At 41.1% G+C, this 5915-nt stretch carries 1 protein-coding gene and 2 pseudogenes; all 3 read left to right on the forward strand.

Translation table 11 applies throughout. The annotated features are described in order from the left end of the window. Nucleotides 1-3060: pseudogene (locus EZJ43_RS02755) on the forward strand (collagen-like protein); the annotation flags it as partial. A gap of 85 nt (nt 3061-3145) precedes the next feature. Continuing rightward, nucleotides 3146-4648 (forward strand): hypothetical protein, encoded by a 1503-nt coding sequence (locus tag EZJ43_RS02760; RefSeq protein WP_133261124.1) that lies wholly within the window; start codon nt 3146-3148, stop codon nt 4646-4648. A gap of 171 nt (nt 4649-4819) precedes the next feature. Beyond that, nucleotides 4820-5915: pseudogene (locus EZJ43_RS02765) on the forward strand (gliding motility-associated C-terminal domain-containing protein); the annotation flags it as partial.

A 5915-nucleotide genomic window follows, 5' to 3' on the forward strand; every position in this document is an offset into this window, starting at 1 on the left:
GCTCCGGGTATCCAAGGAGACAAAGGAGCTCAAGGTGATAAAGGAGATACTGGTTTAATGGGTGCTCCGGGTATCCAAGGAGATAAAGGAGTGAAAGGAGATACTGGTTTAACAGGTGCTCCGGGTATCCAAGGAGATAAAGGAGTGAAAGGAGATACTGGTTTAACAGGTGCTCCGGGTATCCAAGGAGATAAAGGAGTGAAAGGTGATACTGGTTTAACGGGTGCTCCGGGTATCCAAGGAGACAAAGGAGCTCAAGGTGATACTGGTTTAACAGGTGCTCAGGGTATTCAAGGAGAACGAGGTCCTGCAGGTTTAGATGGTATTGGGGGAAAATCAATAGCAGGTACTGGTATTTTAATTACAGGTACAGGTTCAGCTATTGATCCTTATATTATTAATAATACAGTTGTAAATACGGATAATCAAACTATAACTGATTTTTCATTAGATGCGACTACAAAAGTTTTAACATTGACTTTAGAAAGAGGTAATACAAAGACTCTCGATTTAACTTCACTTTCTAACACTACTGCAGATAACGGTTTAACAAAAACGGGAATAAACACTCAATTAGGTGGAACATTGATTAAACCAACTGCAATTATGACAGATGCTACTCAAACTTTAGCCATAACTGGTTTACAAACAGGAGCTATTTCAGATAATGTTGTAGTAGCAGATGCAAATGGTGTTTTAAAATCAATACCAGCATCAACATTAAGTAATGATTGGCATATTACGGGTAATGTTGGTACAGTTGCAGGAACAAATTTTTTAGGAACAACGGATGCGCAATCTTTAGTATTTAAGGCAAACAATGTTAGAAGTGGTTTAATTGACGTTGCCACCAATAACACTTCATTTGGCTTATCTGCCTTAAACCCACTAACAACAGCTAATAACTTAACTGCATTTGGTAAAAATGCTTTGCAGAATAGTACTGCCGGTAACGGCAACACTGCCATTGGTACTAATGCTCTGCAAATGGCTACAACTGCTAATGACAACACTGCCGTAGGTTCAAATGCATTATCTGTTAATTTAACTGGATTTAGTAATACAGCCCTTGGTACAGGGGCATTACAATTAAATATTTCCAGTGCCAACACTGCTCTTGGAACTGGCGCTTTAAAAGCAAATACTACGGGTTCAGAAAATACTGCTGTGGGTGCGTCATTAGTCGCTAATACTACCGGTACTTATAACACAGCTGTAGGTAGATTGACGCTCGCGTCTGTTTCGAATGGTTTTTTTAATACTGGTATGGGCCGAGTGGCATTGCAACAAGCAAAGGGATCGGGTAATACTGCCTTTGGTGAATCTGCAGGTGCAGCACTTGCTGGTGATGTAACAACTGCAGATAACAATACATTAATTGGAAGAAATGCAGGTTTTGTTGGTACAGGAAATCCAAATAATCTAACAATTGGAAATAACAATATTGCTTTAGGTTATAGTACAGGGTTTATAGCTCCTACAGGATCTAACCAAATGAACATTGCCAACAATATGTTTGGTACAGGTTTAACTGGTTCGGTAACTGCTCCGGCAGGTAATATTGGTATCGGTACAGCTGCTCCCTCTAATACTTTACACGTTAAATCCACTGCAGATCCAGTTCGCTTTGAAGGCTTACAACCTGGAACTGGAACAGATAAAATTGTAGTTGCAGACGCAAATGGTGTTTTGAAAACCATTACACAAACTCCTGTAAGTAATAATACTTTCGATAACGGATTAACAAAAATAGGCGTAAATACACAATTAGGTGGCGCATTAATTAAGCCTACTAAAATTAATACAGATGCTACAAATACATTAGCCATAACTGGTTTACAAACAGGGTTAGCAACTGATAGCCTTTTGGCAACAGGTGCAAATGGTGTATTAAAAAGAATTGTTCAAACTCCAGTTGATTTAAGAGTGGTTGGTACAAGAAACCATATTACTCAAGATGCTGGTGTAGGTAGTAATGGTACGAGTGTTGGGCTTGGACAAGACAATATTGCTATCGGTGCTGATGTACTGAAAGCAAATAATATTGGCTCACGTAATGTTGCCATTGGTTCGTATACAATGAGTGCAAACACAGATGGTATTCGCAACGTAGCTGTTGGTGGTTATGCTTTTACAAGCAATACAACTGGTAACGATAACGCTGGTTTGGGTTATAGAGTTTTAAACAGCAATAAAACTGGTGGTCAAAATACAGCAATTGGTACATATACTATGTTAGGTAATAGCACAGGTAATGCCAACACTGCTGTAGGTTACTATGCTATGTACAATAGTGCTTCAGGTAAAGAAAATACTGCAGTTGGTAAAGGAGCTTTAGAAGATTTAGGTATTAACGGTGCTGCCGCCGGTAATGGTAACTCGGGTTTTGGTTTCGAGGCTCTGTATTTGGCTAATTTCGGTGATGGAGCTGAATTTAGTAACAACACAGGTATGGGCTATGCAGCAGGTAGAAATTTCACCTCTGGTCTTAATAATACTTCGATTGGCGCAAATGCTGGATCTAACAGTTCTGCGGGTCGTTACACGGGCAACAATAATTTAATGCTGGGTGCAAATACATCTATAGCGATTGTTACAGGAAATGACCAAATGAACATTGCCAACAATATCTTTGGTACAGGTTTAACAGGTTCGGTAACTGCTCCGGCAGGTAATATTGGTATCGGTACAGCGGCTCCCTCTAATACGCTACACGTTAAAGCCACTGCAGATCCAATTCGTTTAGAAGGTTTACAAACTGGCTCAGCTTCAGACAAATTTGTGGTTACAGATGCAAATGGCGTCCTAAAAACGGTAACTGGCCCAACAGCTACGGTAACAATTAAAGGCCGTATTGCTTGTGCAGGAACTGCAACGCAAATCTTTACTGATGCTGCGGTAACAGCAAACGCTGTTATTTTGGTAACTTATGAAGATCCAACAGATGGAGCGCTAATTACTGTAGGAACAGGTTCTAGAGTGGTGGGTACAAGTTTTACTGTATTGTTTAGCGCTTTGCCTCCAACAACATCATTTGTAAACTATCAAATACTTAACTAACATATACACCTTCAAAACTCCAATCCACCTTGCGCACTATGCAAAAGGCTGATTGGGGAAATGCAGGAAGATAAAATATCATAAAATGAAAAAAAATATTTTTTTAACAGCAGCATTAGCAACGGCAACTGTACTTGGTACGCTAACAATTGCCAGCGCACAACAACAAGATGCAGGCTCAGTTAAAGTTGGCGGTACAGCAACATCAATAAAAAATACGGATGCACAAGTAGATTTGCAGGGTACCACAAAAGGGTTTTTAAATGCTCGTGTTGCACTAAAAGCGACTACAGATTTTGCACCTCTATCTGCCCATGTAGCTGGTATGACTGTGTACAATACTGCTACAGCAGGTACTGCACCTATAGATGTAACACCAGGTTATTATTATAATGACGGTACAAAATGGGTGCGATTAGGAGATGCTGCACAAGGTAAAGAGCCTTGGCAAATAAAAAATACAACCGATCCGGCAACTGCAAATACTCAAAATATTTATCAAAAAGGTGATGTAGCCATCGGTACGCAAAATGGTACAGGAATATTTAATATCGATGCTACAAAGAACAACGCAGCAACGGGTACTCCAACTGCTACAGAGCTTCTAGATGATATTATTGTAACTCCAAAAGGCAATATAGGTTTTGGTTATAAGCCAAGTGATGCAACTTATCCTTCACCGTCAGGCGGAACATTGATGCTTGGTAAAGATGAAAAGGTCACTTATTCTGCAAACGGCGATTTGGATTTTAACTATAATTTGGCGACTACAGATAAAAACGAAGCGATCGTCCATAGAGGGATAATTTCTAACGGAGTTATTGGAGCAAGAGAAGCTAGAGGAAGAGGTCAGTCTATCATGGCATTTGAAGGCTATACGAGCACAGCTGATGCAAACTTGTCTTATAATGCGTTAACACAGCAAAGAGCGGCTATAGTTTTAAGAACTGGTAACAGTGCCGATTTAGGTGGGGAAATTTGGTTTGGTACTGCAGGGTATAATAACTATCAGTTACCTAATCCTCAAACCACTGCAAAAGTCGAATATCGTACAATTATGGACGATAAGGGTAATTGGAGATTTGGTAGTTCTGAGGGCGATTCATTTACTAATGTTGCCACACAGAGAATAGATGTACAGTTGGGTGGTGTAAGAATTTTTGCATTGGGTCGTGGTACGTTACCTGCTTACAGAGCAGTACAGGCTGCAGAAAGACCAAATTATATAAGTACAGATCCTTCAGATAGAATAGTTGTTGCCGACGCAAATGGTGTTTTAAAAACTATCGCGCAAACCCCTGTGGCTATTAATAATCCATCAAATATTAGAAGAGGTGCTGGTCAGATAGTAGCCGACGATTATACGGTCTTATTAACTGGCGATGCTACCTTACCAACCCCAGTTGGTGTTAAGGGAAAGATATATACACTTGTATATGATGATTCGGCTGTTACAAATATGACAGTTACAGGAACAATGAGATATAATGGTAATAATAATACATCAGTCATTCTTTCGTCTGGAATTTCTAATGCTCAAGTTACCTTCCAAAGTGATGGTGTTAAGTGGATTATAATCGGTAGATAAAGACAAAATTGTAACGCTGAAGGCTGTTTAAATACTGAATTCAGAAATTACCAAAAGATCAAGATTTTTCATAGTAGCCGATCTATAGTATTAGTGATTAGTTGCTGGATATATAAGGGTGTGATATGAAAATGAACTGATTTGGACTTTATTGAAATATAAAAATTAAAAATGAAAATATTTTTACTCAGTTTACTTTATCCCATTTTTTTTGTAGCAGTAAACGCTAATGCACAAAACGGTGCGGGTAGTTCAACTGTAGATAACTCTACGGTTGTGATTCTACCGGGGACTTCCGAATCACGTTATTCCGAATCGAGTTATTTCGGTCCGAATGCAAACTGGCAGATCGACGGCACGCTCGAGATCTACGGCAAGAACATTTGGATTGCACCCGGTGCCACCTTCAGTGGAACGGGAAAGATCATCATCTACAATCCTGGCGCCAACCCTTTTTACCCAACAATGGGTGCGGGGCAGACCACTATCGATGGGAACAACGGCAATTTTATCAACCTGATGATCGAGCACAGGAACAGCAGCAATGTTATCCTTGCAGACCTTCAGGATCCCGGTTATTTAACAGCCAATCCGGCCGGTGCGCTTGGCGCATCACTTAACCTTGGTAACAGGATCGACCTTGCGGTCAACGGTGGAGACATCATACTGAACGGTTCCAACCTTGGGCTGAACGGTGCGGGAACGATCACGAGCTACAGCAGGGACAGGATGGTGGTTACGGGCAACAGCATCACCGGCCATGTGATCAAAGATTACGCTGGGATGGACAGTTTTGTTTTCCCGGTAGGTATAGCCGAAGGCGATTATACACCTGCAACGGTAACACCTGCCCAGGCAGGAAGAGTTTATGTAAGCGTACAGGATTTTGCGGCTGCGAACAAGCCTGTTGCAAATGCACAGCTCAGCATGGACAGGATCTGGCACATTTATTCAAACTCGGCACTCAGTGTGAACATGGTGCTTCAGCACAATGCAAACACGAACGGTTCGCTGTTTAAAGATGCCAATGCTGCAATAGCCCGCTATGTGGGGCCACAGAAGTATGATATCCTTAAAGGTACCAATCCGAGTGTGGGCGTACATACCCGCAACAATGTTGTGCTTTCTGCGGACATGTCTGCCAACGGCGGATTTTACACCAAGATTTCGGTCTCTGCCTCAACGCTACTCGTTCCCAACCTTTTCACGCCCAACGGAGATGGCACGAACGAGACATTTGAGATAAGGGGAATTGAACTTTTTGCCA

This window comes from Pedobacter changchengzhani (assembly GCF_004354365.1).
GTDB classification, from domain to species: domain Bacteria; phylum Bacteroidota; class Bacteroidia; order Sphingobacteriales; family Sphingobacteriaceae; genus Pedobacter; species Pedobacter changchengzhani.